Origin of the sequence: Erwinia sp. E_sp_B01_1 (genome assembly GCF_036865545.1) — a bacterium.
GTDB lineage: Bacteria > Pseudomonadota > Gammaproteobacteria > Enterobacterales > Enterobacteriaceae > Erwinia.
Genome location: NZ_CP142208.1, coordinates 3,297,357 through 3,316,877, shown reverse-complemented (window position 1 = coordinate 3,316,877; position 19,521 = coordinate 3,297,357). Strand labels below are relative to the sequence as shown.

Genomic DNA, 19,521 nt, shown 5'->3' with positions numbered 1-19,521 from the left:
GAGAATGAAGCCGGAGAGGAGTTGCGCCTGCTCTCTGAGGAGATCTTATGGTCATGTTAAGCGACTGGCCGTGGCGGCACTGGGCGAAAATAACGCCTGACCGGCAGGCTTTAGTGGCCGGTAAGCAGCGGCTGAGCTGGTTCCGGCTGGCGCAAAAGGTTGAATCCCTTGCCTCGGGGTTTTCCTGCCAGGGCGTTCATCCTGGCAGCGGCGTGGTGCTCAAAGCCCGTAACAGCGAACAGGCGGTGATCGCTTATCTGGCGCTGCTGCAGTGCGGCGGCAGGCTGCTGCCCCTTAATCCTCAGCTTCCTGTGGAGCAAAACCAAGCGCTGCTCCCCCGGTTGAATATTGATTACGTCCTGACGCTGTCAGGCGAGCCCATACCTGGATTTACTGCACTGGCGCTTCAGCCCCTGTCGGGGCTTATCCGTCATGAGTGGGAACCCGAAGCCATCGCCACCTTAACGCTGACCTCCGGTTCGGGCGGGCTGCCTAAAGCGGCTGCCCACAGCTTCAGGGCGCATCTGGCCAGTGCCAGAGGGGTTATGGAGAAGATGCAGTTCACCGCTGACGACTGCTGGCTGCTTTCGCTGCCGCTTTTTCACGTGTCGGGACAGGGGATACTCTGGCGGTGGTTATCCGCAGGCGCAGGTCTGGCGATCCCTGGCGATCTGCCCCTGCATCAGGCGCTGGAAAACTGCTCTTTTGCCTCGCTGGTTCCGACGCAGTTATGGCGTTTATTACAGCAACCCCGGTTGCCTCTGCGCCTGCAAAATATCCTTCTTGGTGGCACGGCAATCCCGGAACCCTTAACCAGAGAGGCAGAGAAGCAGGGGATCGCCTGCTGGTGTGGTTATGGCATGACGGAAACGGCGTCCACCGTCGCCGCCAAAAGGGCCGATAGCCGTCCGGGAGTGGGGCAGGCGCTGGCAGGTCATCAAATCCGGCTGAGGGCGGGGGAGGTGCAGTTGAAATCAGAGGCGCTAGCCAGTGGGTACTGGCAACAGGGCGAGCTGTTACCCTTAGCCGTGGATCGGGGCTGGTTTACCACGCGGGATGGAGGTTGCTGGATGCAGGATGAGTTAGCGCTGACCGGCAGGCTGGATAATCAGTTCTTCTCCGGGGGAGAGGGGGTCCAGCCCGAACAGGTTGAAGCCATACTGCTGACCCATCCCGATGTGGCGCAGGCCTTTATCATTCCGGCTGAGGATGAAGAGTATGGTCACCGGCCGGTGGCGCTGGTTAAGCTGAAAACAGAGCTTTCGCTGGTGGCGCTGGCTGAATGGGCCAGGGAGAAGCTGGCGGGATTTCAGCGGCCCGTGGGCTGGTATCTGTTGCCGGATATTGACAGCGGTGGCATTAAAGTTTCCCGTCACCGGTTAACGGAGTGGGTGGCAGAACAGCGGCAAAGCAAAGAGGGATAAACCCTTGCTCCTTTGAAACAAAACTTAAAACGACATTGTTTTTCTCAGGCTCTCTTCATACAGTTAATCCACGCTGCCGAACCGGAGAAAAAAATGATAAGAGTGGAGATGCTCGCAACTGGCGATGAAGTGCTGCACGGTCAGATTGTGGATACCAATGCGGCCTGGCTGGCCGGGGTGCTGTTCCAGCATGGCCTGCCGATGACCAGCCGCCAGACGGTAGGGGACAATATTGATCAGCTGATTACCGTACTGACCGAGCGCAGTAAAGTGGCCGATGTGCTGATCGTCAACGGCGGCCTGGGGCCAACCAGTGATGACCTCAGCGCGCTGGCTGCTGCGAAAGCCGCTGGCGTAAAACTGGAGATGCAGCCGGAGTGGCTGGCGAAGATGGAAGCCTTCTTTGCCAGCAGAGGCCGTAAAATGGCTGACAGTAACCGCAAACAGGCTGAAATTCCGGCCGGTGCCGAGATGCTGGATAATCCGGTGGGCACCGCCTGTGGGTTTGCGATGCAGTTGAACCGCTGCTGGATTTTCTTCACGCCTGGCGTGCCATCCGAGTACAAAGTGATGGTGGAACAGCAGATCCTGCCGCGGCTGAAAGCCCGCTTTGACCTGCCCGAACCGCCAGTCGTCCTGCGGATGACCACCTTTGGGCGCGGAGAGAGCGACCTTGCCGCAGAAATTGAGCCCCTGCCTCTGCCTGAAGGCGTGGTGATGGGCTATCGCGCCTCTATGCCAATCATTGAACTCAAACTCAACGGCCCGGCTTCCAAGCTGGCGGAAATGGAACAATTCTGGCAACAGGTTCGCGACATCGCGGGTGAAAGCACCATTTTTGAAGGCACGGAAGGGCTGCCCGACCAGATTGCACGGCGGTTAAAAGAGCAGGGGTATACGCTGGCAGTGAGTGAACAGTTCACCGGTGGGCTGCTGCAATGGCAGCTCACTTCAGTTGACGCGCCGCTGGCTGCCGGAAACGTTCTGCCCTCGCAGCAGGAGTCGTTAACGGCGCTGATGGAGCGCAGTAAACGGCTGGCTGGTGACGCTTCCGCTTCGCTGGTGCTGATTGTTGGCGGACTGCAGGATGAGCATCTTGGCTTTGCGTTGCACACGCCTGAGGGCACCTGGGGGCAGAAGGTGAAGTTCAATATCAACCGCCACGGCCTCAAATCCCGCCAGGATGTGGTGGCAATGATGGCGCTGAATATGCTGCGTCGCTGGCTGAACGGCATGGACGTGTCGACCGGTCATGGCTGGATCGATGTGGTTGAAACGCTTAAAGGCTGACAGCAAAAAGGGCAGAAATTTTCTGCCCTTTTTTCATCGATGTCTGGCGCGAACCCCAGGCTGTGTTCCGCCTTACATCTCCAGTTCGATATCGCCACTGGCCTTGCAGCAGCAGGGCAAAATTTCATCTTCCTGCACGAAAGCCAGCGGTTTGGCGGTATAGCTCACCTCACCTTTCAGTAACCGGGTGCGGCAGGAGCCGCAGTAGCCTTCCCGACACTGATACTCCACGCAGACCTGATGGGCCTCCAGCGCGTGCAGTAACGAAGGATGTTCGTTATGGCAGTGAAGCTGCGTGCCAGATGCCCGCAGCAGAATGATCGAACCGGCCATCTTACAGCTGGAAGTCGTCGAAATCGTTTTCACCCACTTCTGAGTCAATCTGACCCACCAGATAGGAGCTGACTTCCACTTCCTGAGGAGCCACCTGCACGTTATCAGACACCAGCCAGGAGTTAATCCACGGAATTGGGTTTGAACGGGTCTTGAACGGCAGCTCCAGGCCAACGGCATGCATACGGATGTTGGTGATGTACTCGATATACTGGCAAAGAATGTCTTTGTTAAGGCCGATCATGGAGCCGTCACGGAACAGATATTCTGCCCACTCTTTTTCCTGTTGAGCGGCCAGCACAAACAGGTCATAACACTCCTGACGGCTCTCAAGGGCAATCTCTGCCATTTCAGGATCGTCCTCACCGCTGCGCAGCAGGTTCAGCATATGCTGAGTACCGGTCAGGTGCAGGGCTTCATCGCGGGCGATCAGCTTGATGATTTTCGCATTACCTTCCATCAGCTCACGCTCGGCAAAGGCGAAAGAGCAGGCGAAACTGACGTAGAAGCGAATGGCTTCCAGGGCGTTTACGCTCATCAGGCAGATATAGAGCTGCTTCTTCAGCGCACGCAGGTTCACGGTGATGCTTTTGCCGTTAACCTCATGGGTGCCTTCACCCAGCAGATGCCAGTAGTTGGTCATTTCGATCAGATCGTCGTAGTAACCGGAGATATCTTTGGCACGGGACAGGATCTGTTCGTTGGTCACGATATCGTCAAACACGATCGCCGGATCGTTAACGATATTACGGATGATATGGGTGTAGGAGCGGGAGTGAATAGTCTCAGAGAACGCCCAGGTTTCAATCCAGGTTTCCAGCTCAGGGATGGAGATCAGCGGCAGCAGCGCCACATTCGGGCTACGGCCCTGAATGGAATCCAGCAGCGTCTGATATTTCAGGTTGCTGATAAAAATGTGCTTTTCGTGGTCCGGCAGACCCTGGTAATCGATACGGTCGCGTGAAACGTCCACCTCTTCCGGACGCCAGAAGAAGGAGAGCTGCTTTTCGATCAGCTTTTCAAAGATCTCATATTTCTGCTGATCGAAGCGGGCGACGTTAACCGGCTGGCCGAAAAACATCGGTTCATCCAGCTGATTGTTTTTATTTTGCGAGAACGTGGTGTAAGCCATGAATAATCATCCAGTGAGGCCCGGCCATAAGCCGGGACAGGACAGAAAGTGGGGGGCACCGAGCGTGCTCAGTGACCTGTAAACCCGGAATAATTCGCGTTGCAGAAAAGCAGCTGGCGCGCCCCGGCAGCTCAATCAGATAAGCTGTCGGCGCGCGCGCCGGTGTTGCAAATATTAAATCTTGCAGGCACCACTTTCGCAGCCGTCATCCTGAATGGAGGGCACCAGGTCTTCCTGCGTGTCTTCCGCACCGTCACGGGTGTTCTGGTAGTACAGCGTTTTAACGCCAAACTTGTATGCGGTCAGCAGGTCTTTAAGCAGCTGCTTCATCGGCACACGACCATTAGCGAAACGCGTTGGATCGTAGTTGGTGTTGGACGAAATAGCCTGGTCGATAAATTTCTGCATCAACCCTACCAGCTGCAGATAGCCGTCGTTGTTTGGCATATCCCACAGCAGCTCGTAGCTATCTTTCAGGCGCTCATACTCTGGCACGACCTGACGCAGGATGCCGTCTTTGGAAGCCTTGATACTGATATGGCCGCGCGGCGGTTCAATACCGTTGGTGGCGTTGGAAATCTGCGAAGAGGTTTCTGACGGCATCAGGGCAGAGAGCGTGGAGTTACGCAGGCCGTGGGTTTTGATCTGCTCACGCAGCATTTCCCAGTCCAGGTGCAGCGGCTCGTTGCTGATCGCATCCAAATCTTTCTTGTAGGTGTCGATCGGCAGAATACCCTGTGCATAGGTGGTTTCGTTGAACCAGGCGCAGGCGCCTTGCTCTTTAGCCAACTCGTTAGAGGCTTTCAGCAGGTAGAACTGGATAGCCTCGAAGGTTCTGTGCGTCAGGTTGTTGGCGCTGCCATCAGAGTAACGAACGCCATGCTTCGCCAGATAGTAAGCGAAGTTGATTACGCCTATACCCAGAGTACGGCGGCCCATCGCGCCACGTTGAGCGGCAGGGATTGGGTAATCCTGATAATCCAGCAGGGCATCCAGCGCGCGGACGGCCAGGGTCGCCAGCTCTTCCAGCTCATCCAGACTGTTAATCGCACCCAGGTTGAACGCAGAGAGCGTACACAGGGCAATTTCGCCGTTCTCATCGTTGACATCCATCATCGGTTTGGTGGGCAGCGCAATCTCCAGGCAGAGGTTGGACTGGCGAACCGGAGCGATGGTCGGGTCAAACGGGCTGTGGGTGTTGCAGTGATCGACGTTCTGAATGTAGATGCGGCCGGTAGAAGCACGTTCCTGCATCATCAGAGAGAAGAGATCGACCGCTTTCACACGCTGTTTGCGGATGCTGTCGTCCTGTTCGTATTTGGTGTACAGGCGCTCAAATTCTTCCTGATCGGCAAAGAATGCGTCGTACAGGCCCGGCACGTCAGACGGGCTGAACAGGGTAATCTCCTGGCCTTTCAACAGACGCTGGTACATCAGTTTGTTGATCTGCACGCCGTAATCCATATGGCGGACACGGTTGCCTTCCACGCCACGGTTGTTTTTCAGAACCAGCAGGCTTTCAACTTCCAGATGCCACATTGGGTAGAACAGCGTGGCCGCACCGCCACGTACGCCGCCCTGAGAACAGGATTTAACCGCCGTCTGGAAATGCTTGTAGAACGGGATACAGCCGGTGTGGAAAGCTTCACCGCCACGGATTGGGCTGCCCAGCGCACGAATGCGGCCAGCGTTGATGCCGATACCGGCACGCTGGGAGACGTATTTCACAATGGCGCTGGAGGTGGCGTTGATGGAATCCAGGCTGTCGCCACATTCGATCAGCACGCAGGAGCTGAACTGACGGGTTGGCGTACGTACGCCAGACATGATTGGCGTAGGCAGTGAAATCTTGAAGGTGGAGATCGCATCGTAGAAACGCTTTACGTAGTCGAGGCGAGTCTCACGCGGATAACCAGAGAACAGGCAGGCGGCTACCAGGATATAGAGGAACTGTGCGCTTTCATAAATATCACCGGTGACGCGGTTCTGCGCCAGATATTTGCCTTCCAGTTGCTTCACGGCAGCATAGGAGAAGTTCATATCACGCCAGTGATCGATAAAGCCGTCCATCTGCTCAAACTCTTCGGCACTGTAGTCTTCCAGCAGGTGGCTGTCGTACTTGCCCATATCAACCATGCGCTTCACCTGATCGTAAAGCTTCGGCGGCTCGAACTGGCCATAGGCTTTTTTACGCAGGTGGAAGATCGCCAGGCGGGCGGCCATGTACTGATAATCAGGCGCGTCGCGGGAGATCAGGTCAGCGGCGGATTTGATTACGGTTTCATGAATATCAGAGGTTCTGATGCCTTCGTAAAACTGAATATGTGAACGAAGCTCTACCTGAGAGACAGAGACGTTTTGCAGACCTTCTGCAGCCCAGTCCAGCACGCGGTGGATTTTATCGAGGTTAATGCGTTCGGTGCGGCCATCGCGTTTGGTGACAAGCAGGCTCTGATTCATGTCGCGTAATATCCTGTCCGTGAGGGAAAAAACAAACATATCCCCCGCTTATACACAGATCTCACGAATGTGAGTAACTCTGTGGATAAACACTATATATAGGGGGTAAAAGAAGTTTGGGTAACAATATGATGAGTATTCTAGTAATTTCTCAGCGCTTAACAAGGCTTGATTTTCACTTCGATTTACTGAACCGGGGCTGGCATTTTTCCTAAGTCCGCGTTTCTCAAGGCCCCGCAGCCATGTCAACTCATTAAGATTTTTTTTTGAAATTTTCTTAAGCGCGGGATTCTTGTTCGACGCCAAAAAACGCCCCTTTTTTTGCGCAAAAAAAGGCCTGAAGCGGCGGGTTATCGTCGCTTAAGGCCAGCACAAATCGGGGGGATTTTTGCGCCGGGAGTTATCCTGCCGATATTGGACCGCTCTGTCTAAGAGGAAAACGCTATGACGGCGACGCTAAACTAAGGGATTTTTGTTACAGGCGGGTGACTCAAAACAGGCTTTGAGAAACGGAGAGGCAGAACAGCGGAAACGTTCTGCCTCTCCGTCAGGCTGGTGGCAGAATTACTCTGCCAGCGAGTGGGTATGCACCATGTAATTAACATCCACGCCCGGCGCGAGCTTGAAACTGTTGGTCAGCGGATTGTAGTGCAGACCAATCATATGGCGTTCACGCAGCGGGGTTTCATCAACCCAGTTCAGCAATTCAGCCGGGCGAATAAATTTCTTAATATCATGGGTGCCACGCGGCACCATGCGCAGCACATACTCCGCACCTATAATCGCCATCAGCCAGGATTTGCTGTTACGGTTCAGGGTTGAGAAGAACACTTCACCGCCTGGTTTCACCAGCTTCGCACAGGCGTGCACCACAGAGCGGGGGTCCGGCACGTGCTCCAGCATCTCCATACAGGTCACCACATCATACTGGCCGGCAAACTGCTCAGCATGTTCTTCCACGGTCTGCTGCACGTAATCCACTTTTACACCGCTTTCCAGCGCGTGCAGGCGGGCAATCTCCAGCGGTTCTGCGCCCATGTCCAGACCGGTAACGTTGGCCCCTTCACGCGCCATGCTCTCCGCCAGAATGCCGCCGCCGCAGCCGACGTCCAGCACTTTCTTACCAAACAGGCCATCGCTGTGCTGGGCAATGTACCCCAGGCGCAGTGGATTGATGCGGTGCAGAGGCTTAAATTCGCCTTCCAGATCCCACCAGCGGGATGCGACCGCTTCAAATTTGGCAATTTCTTTATGATCCACGTTAGCCGTGGTGGCGTTTTGCTCAGCCTTCACAGGTCTCTCCCTCGCTAAAAGTTTGCAGGCAGTATACCTGTTTCCTCAGAGGAATGTGCAGCACCCGGCGTTCCACCTGGCGGAGGCGGATTAAAGCAGCCAAAAAGACGCTTTCCATTCACCACCTGGCCTAAAGGTGATATACTTTCGCACCTTTGAATCCGGGTATAACGTAGAGGGATAGCGGCTCCATGAGCGATCTTGCAAGAGAAATCACACCGGTCAATATTGAAGAAGAGTTAAAGAACTCTTATCTCGATTATGCCATGTCGGTCATCGTTGGCCGCGCATTGCCAGATGTTCGCGATGGCCTTAAGCCTGTACACCGTCGGGTGCTCTACGCCATGAACGTGTTGGGCAACGACTGGAATAAACCTTATAAAAAGTCTGCCCGTGTAGTCGGCGACGTTATCGGTAAATACCACCCTCACGGTGACACCGCCGTGTATGACACCATCGTCCGTATGGCCCAGCCTTTCTCGCTGCGCTATATGCTGGTGGATGGTCAGGGTAACTTCGGTTCCGTTGATGGCGACTCCGCTGCCGCCATGCGTTACACCGAAGTGCGCATGTCTAAGATTGCCCATGAACTGCTGTCGGATCTTGAAAAAGAGACCGTTGATTTTGTGCCGAACTACGACGGCACCGAGCAGATCCCGGAAGTTATGCCGACTAAAATCCCTAACCTGCTGGTTAACGGATCGTCGGGTATCGCCGTGGGAATGGCAACCAATATTCCTCCGCATAACCTGACGGAAGTGATCAACGGCTGCCTGGCCTATATCGAAGATGAGAACATCAGCATCGAAGGGCTGATGGAGCACATTCCGGGGCCAGACTTCCCGACTGCCGCCATCATCAACGGTCGCCGTGGAATTGAAGAGGCCTATCGTACCGGTCGCGGAAAGATTTATATCCGTGCGCGTGGCGAAGTCGAAGTGGATGCCAAAACCGGCCGCGAAACCATCATCATTCATGAAATTCCCTATCAGGTGAACAAAGCTCGCCTGATTGAGAAAATGGCTGAACTGGTGAAAGAGAAGCGTCTGGAAGGGATCAGCGCCCTGCGCGATGAGTCTGATAAAGACGGCATGCGCATTGTGATTGAGATCAAACGCGATGCGGTTGGCGAAGTGGTGCTGAATAACCTCTATTCACTCACTCAGCTGCAAACCTCGTTTGGTATCAATATGGTTGCCCTGCATCAGGGACAGCCAAAAATTATGCCGCTGAAGGATATTCTTGAAGCCTTCGTGCGTCACCGCCGCGAAGTGGTTACGCGCCGTACCATCTTTGAGCTGCGTAAAGCCCGTGACCGTGCCCATATCCTGGAAGCGCTGGCGATTGCTCTGGCAAACATCGATCCGATTATCGAACTGATTCGCCACGCGGCAAACCCGGCAGAAGCGAAAGCGGGCCTGGTTGCACGTGCGTGGGAGCTGGGCAACGTCTCTGCCATGCTGGAACGCGCCGGTGATAACGCTGCGCGTCCTGAGTGGCTGGAAGATGAGTTCGGTATTCGCGACGGTCAATATTACCTGACCGAGCAGCAGGCACAGGCAATTCTGGATCTGCGTCTGCAGAAACTGACCGGTCTTGAGCATGAAAAACTGCTGGATGAGTACAAAGAGCTGCTGGCGCAGATTGCAGAACTGATCTTCATTCTGGAAAATGCCGACCGCCTGATGGAAGTGATCCGCGAAGAACTGGAACTGATCCGCGATCAGTTCGGTGACAAGCGTCGCACTGAAATCACGGCTAACACAGCAGACATCAACATCGAAGACCTGATCAACCAGGAAGACGTTGTGGTGACCCTGTCTCATCAGGGCTACGTGAAGTATCAGCCTCTGACCGATTACGAAGCTCAGCGTCGTGGTGGGAAAGGCAAATCTGCGGCACGTATTAAAGAAGAAGACTTTATCGATCGCCTGCTGGTGGCTAACACCCATGACACCATCCTCTGCTTCTCCAGCCGGGGCCGTCTGTACTGGATGAAAGTCTATCAGCTGCCTGAAGCGAGCCGTGGCGCACGTGGACGTCCTATCGTCAACCTGCTGCCGCTGGAAGCGAACGAACGTATCACCGCGATCCTGCCGGTACGTGAATACGCCGAAGGCTGGAACATCTTTATGGCTACCGCCAGCGGTACCGTGAAGAAAACCGCACTGACTGAGTTCAGCCGCCCGCGCAGCGCCGGTATTATCGCCGTCAACCTGCGTGACGAAGATGAACTGATCGGCGTATCGCTGACCAACGGTGCTGACGAAGCTATGCTGTTCTCGGCGGCGGGTAAAGTGGTTCGCTTTGCCGAGAGTGCCGTACGTGCCATGGGCCGTACCGCTTCCGGCGTTCGTGGTATCAAACTGGCCGAAAACGACCGCGTTGTGTCGCTGATTGTTCCTCGTGAAGAGGGGGCGATCATGACCGTGACGCAAAACGGCTACGGTAAGCGTACCAGCACCAGCGAGTACCCAACCAAATCCCGTGCTACTCAGGGCGTTATCTCGATCAAAGTCACCGATCGTAACGGTCCGGTGATTGGTGCGGTGCAGGTTACCGATACCGACCAGATCATGATGATCACCGATGCCGGTACTTTAGTCCGTACCCGCGTTTCTGAAGTGAGTGTGGTGGGGCGTAACACCCAGGGTGTTATTCTGATCCGTACCGCTGAAGATGAGAACGTGGTGGGTCTGCAGCGTGTTGCTGAACCGGTTGCTGAAGAAGAGCTGGATGCTATCGACGGCAGCGTAGCGGAAGGGGATGAGGATATCGCCCCGGAAGTGGAAGCCGATGATGCGCCTGAAGCAGATGCTGAAGATGATGCACCTGAAGCCGACGAAGACGAATAATCGTCAGCGCTTTTAGTGCCAGAGGCCGGTTCACTGAACCGGCCTTTTTTTATGCCTGTTTCCCACCCCGAAATAGTCTGGAAGGCGCTACGCAATCTTAACAACAGCATCTGACACAGCAGGTATGCCCTGATATAAATCGGCCACCCAGGGAAGAGGTGGCTATGAAAATCAAGGTTATTCGCTACATATCAGGATCGGGAAGAACAACGCAGAGCTACCTGATAGCGGCAAAGAAGCGCAACGGTAACGAGAGGGAATATATTGTGCAGTTTGATCCAGTTCATCCGGCAATGTATTCAGTGTTGAAGAGTGGGTGGACGCAAAATTATGTGGAAAATTTCGCCTGGATGGTTAGTTTTTATCCTTTCAATGCGTTACTCTCGCTGAATCAGTCCGGCAGGTTCAGCCCGGACAGTTCGATGAGGTATACCAGAATTGAGCTTGAGCAGTTGATGGTGGAAGGGGTTGGTGAAGCGATCCATGATTTGATGTTCCGTCATGACACCGTGCTGCTGATTGCTGCCGCTATCCGTGAGAATCTGGGCAAGCTGTATCATCGCGTTCTTATCCGGCATGCTGAGGCTGCCGGGTATCATTACCATCAGGCATACAGGCAGGAGGCGCTCTATGTTCTCGAAAAAAAGGAAGACCCCAGCACGCAGAAACCGTCCAGCGGGAAATTATCCCGGGACCAAGTTATCGCCCTCTCTTTGGCCTGCATGAATCAGCAGGCTGATGCGTTTGCAGAGCAGGTGCGTGAGAAGGGGGGATGGCCCGGATTCCCTCCACAGAACCGGGCAACCCGGTCATAAACACTCTCCGTTGAAACCCGATAACAGGCCGGTTGGGTAAACCGGCTTTTTTTATGCTGTTCGTCACCGGGCGTAACTGGCTTTTTTCCTGTTCTGACGGTACTGTAACGGGATCTTTTTTTGCCATCTGACCAGCCGCCATCATTAGGGTTTCGCTTGAAATATCTTGTCTCGTTCAGAACCACGTTAAGGATTTCCCGCTATCTGTTCCGGGCGCTGGCACTTATGCTCTGGACGCTGGGTGCGCTGCTGACCACGTTTTACATTATTAACGTGCTGCATGAGAAAGAATCCCAGGTCCGTCAGGAGCTCAGCGCCAACTTTGAGCAGGCTCAGTGGTACGTTCGCCACTCTTCAGATGTCACCCGTGAACTGAAATATATTGCTGAAAACCGCCTTAACTCCTCCGCAAACGGCATGGATATGCTGAATGGCGTCTTCCCGGGCAAAACCACACTGCCGCAGTTCTACCCGCTGTACTCCGATTCCGATTGCAGTTCGATGAGCAATACCTGGCGTAATTCGCTGGAGTCACTCAGCTATTTTCTGCACTACTGGAAAGAGAATTTCACCTCCGCTTATGAACTGAATCGGGTATTTTTCGTCGGGGGAGAAAGTCTGTGTATGGCGGACTTCGGTGTGGGGAACACGCCAGCCAACCGCGAACGGGCGCTGAAATCTCTTCACGAACGGATTATGAAGTACCGCAACGGCAATGACGAAGAGCGTAAAAGCAGTATTGTCTGGATTACGCCATCCGGTCAGCCGGGCGTGGGATATTACTATCTGGTTACGCCAGTCTACATCGCCAGTAAAATGGCGGCGCTGTTAGGCATTGAACAGACAATTCGCCTGGAAGATTTTATTACGCCGGGCAGCTTCCCGGTGACGGCTACCCTGATTGATGGCAACAAGCAGCGGATGATGTCCACTTCGCGCACTGGTGGGGGGATCTCGTTTGAAGACCTGCCAGACGATCAGAGCTGGTTCGGCTATATGAACGGCTATAAGCAGCTGGTGATGAAGAAAAACCTGATGCCTTCCCAGCTGGATGTGGTCTATTCAGTCGATACTGACGTGCTGATTGCCCGGCTCAAGATGCTGATTATCAACGCCCTGCTGCTTAACGTCATCAGTGCAATCATTCTGTTTACCCTTGCCTGGCTGTTTGAGCGCCGCATGTTCTTACCGGCGGAAGATAATGCACACCGTCTTGAAGAACATGAACAGTTTAACCGTAAGATTGTGGCTTCCGCACCGGTGGGGATCTGCATTCTGCGAACCAGTGACGGAACCAATATTCTCAGTAACGAACTGGCGCACAACTACCTCAGCATGCTGACCCAGGAAGACCGGCAAAGGCTGACGGAAATCATCTGCGGACAGCAGGTTAACTTCGTTGACGTGCTGACCGGCAGTAATACAAACCTGCAAATCAGCTTTGTTCATTCGCGCTACCGCAATGAAAACGTGGCAATTTGCGTGCTGGTGGATGTCAGCGCCCGCGTGAAGATGGAAGAGTCGCTGCAGGAAATGGCCCATGCTGCGGAGCAGGCCAGCCAGTCCAAATCGATGTTCCTCGCCACCGTCAGCCACGAGCTGCGCACGCCGCTGTACGGTATTATCGGTAACCTGGATCTGCTTCAGACCAAGTCACTGCCGCAGGGGGTGGAGTCGCTGGTCACGGCGATGAATAACTCCTCCAGCCTGCTGTTGAAAATCATCAGCGATATTCTCGACTTCTCGAAAATTGAGTCTGAGCAGTTACGCATTGAGCCGAGAGAGTTTTCACCGCGTGAAGTCGTCACCCATATCGCTTCTAACTATCTGGCGATGGTGGTGAAAAAACGCCTTACGCTCTGGTGCTTTATCGACAGCGACGTGCCGGTCTCGCTGGATGGCGATCCATTGCGTTTACAGCAGGTCATTTCCAACCTGTTAAACAACGCCATCAAATTTACCCATACCGGTGGCATCATCCTGCAGGTCTATGTGCGTGATGGTTATCTGGCTTTCCGGGTGCGTGATACGGGCGTGGGCATCCCGGCGAAAGAGTTGACGCGGCTGTTTGATCCTTTCTTCCAGGTTGGCAATGGCGTGCAGCGTAACTTCCAGGGAACCGGTCTGGGGCTGGCGATTTGTGAAAAGCTGATCAATATGATGGATGGCGACATAGAGGTCGATTCCGAACCGGGTATGGGCAGCCAGTTTATCGTGCGTATTCCTCTCTATAACAGTCAGGTGATGATGCCGGTGCTGCACGACGGTTTACAGGGAAAAAAATGCTGGCTGGAGCTGCATAACGACGGTCTGGCTGCTTTCCTGGAAAAACTGCTGCTGGCGCATGGCCTGGTAGTGCAACGTTTGCAGGAGGGCAGTTGCGGCCCGGACGATGTGATAGTGACGGATTATGATTTTCAGGTCCAGCAGCCGCTCAGGGCGGTGATCCGCTTTGATGGCAGCCATAACGATGGCCCGCTGGAACTCTCTCCGGGGCGTTGGGTGTATGGCACCACCACGCCGCATGAACTTCCGGCGTTGCTGGGCAGGATCTACCGTGTGGAGGTAGCCATGCCTGATGGCGTGCCTGGCCTGCCGGAAGCGGAAGACAAAAGCGAAAGCAATGAAGACATCATGATCCTGGTGGTGGACGATCATCCGGTCAACCGCATGCTGCTATCCGATCAGTTGGGATCGCTGGGCTATCGGGTCAAGACTGCGCAGGATGGGGTGGATGCCCTGAATGTGCTGAGCCGTAACGAGATTGATATTGTGCTGACGGACGTGAACATGCCGAATATGGATGGCTATCGTCTGACTCAGCGCCTTCGCCAGTTAGGGCTGACCTTCCCGGTGGTGGGCGTAACGGCTAATGCTCTGGCTGAAGAGAAGCAGCGCTGTATGGAAGCGGGTATGGATAACTGTCTCTCTAAACCGGTGACGATGGACACGCTGAATAAGTCGCTGGCATTCTACGCAGAGCGGGTCAGGAAGGGCAGGGAGTAACTGGCAGCCATAAAAAAAGGCGGACATTGTCCGCCTTTTTGCTGAAGCATGAATGCTTAGCCTTTATCAACCGGCATGCTGCTGACGGATGAGAGGTAGTTAAGCAGCGCAATATCGTTATCCACGCCCAGTTTCATCATTGCTGATTTCTTCTGGCTACTGATGGTTTTGATGCTGCGGTTAAGCTTCTTGGCAATTTCCGTTACCAGGAAACCTTCTGCGAACAGACGCAGAACTTCGCTCTCTTTAGGAGAAAGACGCTTGTCGCCGTAGCCACCCGCGCTGATTTTCTCCAGCAGTTTTGCCACGCTGTCCGGCGTATACTTTTTGCCTTTCTGCAGGGCTGCCAGTGCTTTAGGCAGGTCGGTAGGTGCACCCTGCTTCAACACAATCCCTTCAATATCCAGATCCAGAACCGCGCTGAGAATAGCCGGGTTGTTGTTCATGGTCAGGACGATAATCGACAAATCCGGATAGTGGCGCTTGATGTACTTGATCAGCGTAATGCCGTCGCCATACTTTTCACCCGGCATCGACAGATCGGTGATCAAGACATTGGCATCCAGTTTTGACAGGCTGTTGATCAATGCTGTGGAATCTTCGAACTCACCAACTACGTTTACCCATTCAATCTGCTCGAGAGACTTACGAATACCAAACAGGACAATGGGATGATCATCGGCAATAATTACATTCAAGTTGTTCATTTTATTGGTTACCTTGCTGCAGCAGTTTACTGACGTAAAGGTCAATTTCACTGGTGGTATTTTTAATGTTTGAATCGTCACACTCGGTAATGTGTTGTTCTAACGTTTCACAAAGCTGCTTGCCCGGTGTCAGGTAAAGCATGGCAAACACGCCTTTCAGGCGATGCGCAGTCTGAGCAAGAGAACTCAAGTCCCCTTCCGCCGCCTCATTATACAGTCTCTTTACATCATCTGGTACTGTATCGACAAAGAGCTGAAAGTAGCCAGGGGCGAAAAGTTGAGCCGTATCCTGCTGTTGTTCGGCTTCTTCTTCTGATTCCCGGGCCAACTGATGCTCAATAAGTTGAAGCAGGGCATCCTGCATCGCACTACTGATATTAAAGTTGACCCGATAACGATCGCGAGAAAGTGCGCTGAAGCCTGTTTCATCATCCGTAAGCAGTAACGACCACGGCGTCAAGCGCGTCGGATCGTCAGTCACCAGAACATCATGATCCTGGCCCGAAAAGCGTTCATCAGGGGTAATGCAGCTTGCTCCCCAGTTTTCGAGTTGATGAACCACTATTTTTCTTACCTCATCCACGGTGATATCCACCAGGGTGGTTAAACCTTCCAGCAATTTTTCTTCCTGCGCGTGCTGCTGTTCCTCTGGCGCATGAATCTGGATGTTATAGCGGGTGCCAATATCAGGCCGCGCAACGATCTCCAGATGTCCGCCAAGCTGCTTACAGAGCTGTTTGCAGAGGAAGAAAGCCAGACCGGAGGCCTGACCGAAGCGATCCTGGCTGGTTTCACCCAGGAACGGGAAATCGGTGTTGCCCAGTTCATCGACTCTTAAACCTGCGCCGGTATCGATAATTTCGATAGCCAGGCGGTCAGGGCGCTCGGCAGGATGAGTTACCTCAATGCTGATTCGGCCCCAGGTGGTGCTGGTGATAGAATAGTGCAGCAGCATGGTCAGAATTTTGTAGAGTGCGCGCCGGTCGCCGTAGCGTATTTCATCGCTGTTCAGCCGGTTATTGACGACCAGATTCAGCCCTTTGCGACGCAGGGAGGGCAGCGCTTCAAGCACCAGTTCATCCAGCAGACTTTGCAGGTTGAATGAGCCGGCATCCGGTGCCCAGTCATGGGTTTCCAGCCGGTTCAGCAGCACAATATCATCCACCAGACGGCTCAGGGCCTGCGACTCTTCCAGAGTCTCACTGAGATCGTCAGCAGGATGCGCTTCGCTGAGGGTGTGAAGCTGGGCGATCACTTTCTCCAGCGGACGGTTCAGCGCCTGGCCAAGGTTTTGCAACAGCTGCTGGCGGGTCTGGTGATTCTTATCCAGTACCTGCTGCGCTTTTTGCAGCTTCTTGTTCACCAGCAGCTCCCTGTCCTGGTCGCGCATCATGAAAATCTGGGTGTGCGGAGAAAGAACGCTGCGGGCATGGCGGATTTCATACACTTCGTTATTCACCGTTGCCTGCAATACGCCCTGATGCTGATCCGACATATTAATGATTTTCTGCAGGTTCAGATGGGGTAGCAAATGCTCGGCGATTTTGTTGCTGATAATGGTACGGTTACTGGCAAAATCATAGACCAGCAGCCCCACAGGCAGGCTACCCACAATCTCTTCATTCAGAACGCGCAAGGAATCCAGCTCGGCGCTCTGGTTTTCGCTGGGCCGCAGAGATTGCTGACGCAGCATAAACAGGCCGGCCAGCGACAGTAACAGCAGGCTGAGATTCGCCAGCAGGGGCCACATCAGGTTATGCAGCGTATCAACGATCAGACCCATCAGCGGCACTTTATAGACCAACTGCAATGGCGTGCTGGTCAGCGAGGCGGCAATCTCAATATTAGGATTTTCCAGCGTCACTTTAGTGCTGAGGGTCTGATCGTCCGGATCGCTGCTGTCAGAAGCGGTGGGAGCGGCATCCTGCTTAAGCTGAAAATATTCCAGCGGCATATTAAGCGGGATCAGATCGTTAATCGGCAGGTCGAATGCCACTACCGTGGCCAGATGGCCCGGCTGATTGAAGGTGGTGCGGACGGTAAAGTAGTGATCGTTCTGCCAGGTAAAACGGCGCAAAGGCGAGAAGCTTTCACGCTCATCAAGGGCGTTTGCCTGCTGCAGCATTTCAGCCCGGCGGGAGTCGACAATATTGCTGATGGCGCTCTCTTTATAGCGCGTTGCCATATCTTTCAACGGCAGGGTAGAGATCAGAATCAGGCTGTTATCCTGACCGTTGAGGAAATACATCGACCAGGTGCTGTTTTCAGCGCCCCAAAGCGTATCCAGATAATTGGACATCCGCAGGGTCATATCCAGCGTGCTGCTGTCATGCGATCCAAAAATCAGCGCTTCGGTTTTACGCCGGGTTTTCTCAAGGTAGTAAACATCCGGGCGCAGTCTGGTTTCCTGCAGGCTGTTGGGGGGAGAACCCGCGGCATTGGCGGCCAGATTCTCGTAGATTTGCCAGGTAGCAAAACGATAGGTATCGATGCGTTTTTGCATCGCATGAGCAATATCCGCCATCGCATAGCGTTTATCAGTCAGCCAGGCATTGACCGCGTTGTGGATCATAAATCCCGACGCCAGCAACAGCACCAGGATAAACATCACAAAAAAACGCGTGACGTTGCCTGAGGTAAGAGGAAATTTGTATGGCAGCATAGTGTAGCGGGACACCCCAGTTAACGTGTTATCAGCCGTGCGCTGGCGGCCACAACCAGCAGCAACAGGGCAATAGCGCTAAACGCCGTCGCCAGACTGTACCATTGCGAGATAAATCCAATCAGTGCCGGACCTGCCAGAATACCTGCATAACCAATCGTTGTCATGGAGGAAATGGCCAGATTTAACGGCATGGTTTTCTGGTTACCGGCGGCACTGAACATAATAGGGACTGCGTTTGACGCGCCAAAGCCCACCAGCAGAAAACCGGCCAGCGTTACCAGGCTGTTGGGAACAAATACCGCCAGCAGCAAGCCCACAGAAGCGCAAACTGTGCCGCCAAACAGCGTTTTAAAGCGGCCCAGATAATTGACGATACGGTCGCCGGTGAGTCTTCCAACGGTCATGGCGACAGAAAACAGCACATAGCCCAGACCAGCCTGCGAGTGGGGCAGGTCGCGCGAATGGGTAAGGAACAGGGCGCCCCAGTCCAGTATTGACCCTTCGGTCAGAAACAGAATAAAGCACATCATGCCCAGAAACAGTACCCAGCCGTGAGGCATGACAAACAGGGGCGCGTCATCCTGATGGACGCGATCGCTGAGTAAATGGCGTTGGCAAAAGAGATACAGGGCTACGATCATCAATCCGACCACGCCCACGGCCAGCAGGGGAGTTAACCCCAGAGCCAGACCGGCGCTGACGGCACCTGCACCCGCAATGCCGCCTACGCTGAAAAAGCCATGGAAACCGGACATCATTGCCCGATCTGAAGCCTTCTCAACTTCCACAGCCTGAATATTCATCGCCACATCGACCATGCCAATGGCGGCGCCAAAAATCATCAGCGCCAGGCCCAGACCCACAGAAGTGGAAAGGGTGGCCAGCAACGGCAGGGCAACCAGGATAAACAGACTGCCAAAGGTCATAATGCGCTTACAGCCGAAACGGCTTACCAGCATCCCTGTCAGCGGCATCGCCACCAGCGATCCCAGACCCAGAAAAAGCAACAGCGTGCCCAGTGCGCCGTCGGTTAACTGCGCCCGATCTTTCGCATAAGGTACCAGGGGAGCCCATGCCGCCATGCCTATACCGGCTATAAAGAAGATGGCACGGGTTGCGTGCTGAGTTGCCACTGCGCTGGCATTGGCGGGTTGAGCATCCAGTGTCGTCATGATATCCGTCAGATTTCTGCCATGAATAGCGCTACTTTTTACCACATATAGCCTGGTTAAAGAAGATTTCTGACGTAAAGAGCACGTTAAGCCAGCGGGAGAAAATGAGGGATTGGTGAGGTCCTGAAGGTTTTAATCTGAAAAAACAGGGCTGTTAATCAGATTAGTCGGCTAAATGCAGATTTTCAGACAACTCTGGAAATAAAAGTTAAAAATCACGCCTTAACTCAAATCATTGGCGCGGCTGGAAAAAGGCGTTTTTTTCGCCAACAAACTTTCCTCAGGATTGTTTAAATTTCGCCCAGGTTTCGCCGGGTTAACCTGTGCTGATTGTCACGATTTTTTCAGGAATTTCCAGCTTTTTTGTTG

The 19,521-nt window shown here is 53.9% G+C and carries 12 protein-coding genes; 5 read left to right on the top strand and 7 right to left on the bottom strand.

Annotated features, from left to right (window positions below):
• The first annotated feature begins 47 nt into the window (after positions 1-47).
• Complete coding sequence (gene menE, locus VRC33_RS15535) at positions 48-1,424, top strand: o-succinylbenzoate--CoA ligase (protein WP_338557217.1); 1,377 nt, start codon at positions 48-50, stop codon at positions 1,422-1,424.
• A gap of 93 nt (positions 1,425-1,517) precedes the next feature.
• Positions 1,518-2,714, top strand: a complete 1,197-nt coding sequence (locus VRC33_RS15530; RefSeq protein WP_338557216.1) for a nicotinamide mononucleotide deamidase-related protein YfaY — start codon at positions 1,518-1,520, stop codon at positions 2,712-2,714.
• 72 nt (positions 2,715-2,786) lie between these two features.
• Here VRC33_RS15530 and yfaE read toward each other — a convergent pair whose 3' ends face one another.
• The 4 genes from yfaE to ubiG form a co-directional block, all read right to left on the bottom strand.
• Positions 2,787-3,047, bottom strand: coding sequence for a class I ribonucleotide reductase maintenance protein YfaE (gene yfaE / locus VRC33_RS15525; RefSeq protein ID WP_338564310.1), 261 nt, complete (start codon positions 3,045-3,047; stop codon positions 2,787-2,789).
• A gap of 1 nt (position 3,048) precedes the next feature.
• Positions 3,049-4,179 (bottom strand): class Ia ribonucleoside-diphosphate reductase subunit beta, encoded by a 1,131-nt coding sequence (gene nrdB, locus VRC33_RS15520; RefSeq protein ID WP_338557215.1) that lies wholly within the window; start codon positions 4,177-4,179, stop codon positions 3,049-3,051.
• A 174-nt stretch (positions 4,180-4,353) separates the two neighbouring features.
• Entirely contained in the window at positions 4,354-6,639 is a 2,286-nt protein-coding gene (nrdA, locus tag VRC33_RS15515; RefSeq protein WP_338557214.1) for a class 1a ribonucleoside-diphosphate reductase subunit alpha, read from the bottom strand.
• A 564-nt stretch (positions 6,640-7,203) separates the two neighbouring features.
• Complete coding sequence (gene ubiG, locus VRC33_RS15510) at positions 7,204-7,932, bottom strand: bifunctional 2-polyprenyl-6-hydroxyphenol methylase/3-demethylubiquinol 3-O-methyltransferase UbiG (RefSeq protein ID WP_338557213.1); 729 nt, start codon at positions 7,930-7,932, stop codon at positions 7,204-7,206.
• A 191-nt stretch (positions 7,933-8,123) separates the two neighbouring features.
• Here ubiG and gyrA point away from each other — a divergent pair, with 191 nt between their 5' ends.
• The 3 genes from gyrA (at position 8,124) to rcsC (ending at position 14,608) form a co-directional block, all read left to right on the top strand.
• The gene (gyrA, locus tag VRC33_RS15505) at positions 8,124-10,787 is read left to right on the top strand and encodes a DNA topoisomerase (ATP-hydrolyzing) subunit A (protein ID WP_338557212.1); all 2,664 of its coding nucleotides are present in this window, start codon (positions 8,124-8,126) and stop codon (positions 10,785-10,787) included.
• Positions 10,788-10,951: 164 nt separating this feature from the next.
• Positions 10,952-11,602 (top strand): hypothetical protein, encoded by a 651-nt coding sequence (locus tag VRC33_RS15500; RefSeq protein WP_338567374.1) that lies wholly within the window; start codon positions 10,952-10,954, stop codon positions 11,600-11,602.
• A gap of 156 nt (positions 11,603-11,758) precedes the next feature.
• Positions 11,759-14,608, top strand: a complete 2,850-nt coding sequence (gene rcsC / locus VRC33_RS15495; protein WP_338557210.1) for a two-component system sensor histidine kinase RcsC — start codon at positions 11,759-11,761, stop codon at positions 14,606-14,608.
• Positions 14,609-14,664: 56 nt separating this feature from the next.
• Here rcsC and rcsB read toward each other — a convergent pair whose 3' ends face one another.
• The 3 genes from rcsB to VRC33_RS15480 are packed head-to-tail and all read right to left on the bottom strand — an operon-like array spanning position 14,665 to position 19,152.
• Positions 14,665-15,315: a response regulator transcription factor RcsB gene (gene rcsB, locus VRC33_RS15490; protein WP_338557209.1), complete on the bottom strand. Its 651-nt coding sequence runs from the start codon at positions 15,313-15,315 to the stop codon at positions 14,665-14,667.
• 1 nt (position 15,316) lies between these two features.
• A complete protein-coding gene (gene rcsD / locus VRC33_RS15485) occupies positions 15,317-17,977 on the bottom strand; it encodes a phosphotransferase RcsD (protein ID WP_338557208.1) in 2,661 nt (886 codons plus the stop codon).
• Positions 17,978-17,997: 20 nt separating this feature from the next.
• Complete coding sequence (locus VRC33_RS15480; RefSeq protein WP_338557207.1) at positions 17,998-19,152, bottom strand: MFS transporter; 1,155 nt, start codon at positions 19,150-19,152, stop codon at positions 17,998-18,000.
• Positions 19,153-19,521: the final 369 nt, after the last annotated feature.

Coding starts and splice junctions, on each gene's coding strand:
- menE (WP_338557217.1), top strand. CDS start 48: ATGGTCATGTTAAGCGACTGGCCGTGGCGGCACTGGGCGAAAATAACG.
- VRC33_RS15530 (WP_338557216.1), top strand. CDS start 1,518: ATGATAAGAGTGGAGATGCTCGCAACTGGCGATGAAGTGCTGCACGGT.
- yfaE (WP_338564310.1), bottom strand. CDS start 3,047: ATGGCCGGTTCGATCATTCTGCTGCGGGCATCTGGCACGCAGCTTCAC.
- nrdB (WP_338557215.1), bottom strand. CDS start 4,179: ATGGCTTACACCACGTTCTCGCAAAATAAAAACAATCAGCTGGATGAA.
- nrdA (WP_338557214.1), bottom strand. CDS start 6,639: ATGAATCAGAGCCTGCTTGTCACCAAACGCGATGGCCGCACCGAACGC.
- gyrA (WP_338557212.1), top strand. CDS start 8,124: ATGAGCGATCTTGCAAGAGAAATCACACCGGTCAATATTGAAGAAGAG.
- VRC33_RS15500 (WP_338567374.1), top strand. CDS start 10,952: ATGAAAATCAAGGTTATTCGCTACATATCAGGATCGGGAAGAACAACG.
- rcsB (WP_338557209.1), bottom strand. CDS start 15,315: ATGAACAACTTGAATGTAATTATTGCCGATGATCATCCCATTGTCCTG.
- rcsD (WP_338557208.1), bottom strand. CDS start 17,977: ATGCTGCCATACAAATTTCCTCTTACCTCAGGCAACGTCACGCGTTTT.
- VRC33_RS15480 (WP_338557207.1), bottom strand. CDS start 19,152: ATGACGACACTGGATGCTCAACCCGCCAATGCCAGCGCAGTGGCAACT.